Annotated in this window: 1 rRNA gene; it reads left to right on the top strand. The window is 42.5% G+C overall.

Going from position 1 to position 412, the window contains the following annotated elements:
- Positions 1-24 precede the first annotated feature (24 nt).
- Positions 25-412: ribosomal RNA gene (locus KGF38_RS20090) — 23S ribosomal RNA — on the top strand; the annotation flags it as partial.

Raw genomic sequence — 412 nt, 5'->3', positions numbered from 1 at the left:
TTAATCTATCAAACCTTTTTAACTGGTCAAGTTATTAAGGGTGCAGGGCGGATGCCTTGGCACTAGGAGCCGATGAAGGACGTGATAAGCTGCGATAAGCTTCGGGGAGTTGCACGTAAACTTTGATCCGAAGATTTCCGAATGAGGAAACTCACTTAGAGTAATGTCTAAGTATCATTAAGTGAATACATAGCTTAATGAGGGGAACTCAGGGAACTGAAACATCTAAGTACCTGAAGGAAGAGAAAGAAATTCGATTCCGTAAGTAGCGGCGAGCGAACGCGGAAGAGCCCAAACCAATAAAGTTTTCTTTATTGGGGTTGCGGACATATCATAACGAAGAGGTATCGTAATTGAAGAGGTTTGGAAAGACCCACCACAGAAGGTAATAGTCCTGTATGTTAAACGAGAA

It is taken from the genome of Clostridioides sp. ZZV14-6387, assembly GCF_020657835.1.
GTDB classification, from domain to species: domain Bacteria; phylum Bacillota; class Clostridia; order Peptostreptococcales; family Peptostreptococcaceae; genus Clostridioides; species Clostridioides difficile_A.
Note: the sequence above shows the minus strand (reverse complement) of the source record. Positions and strands in the feature narration are given on the sequence as shown.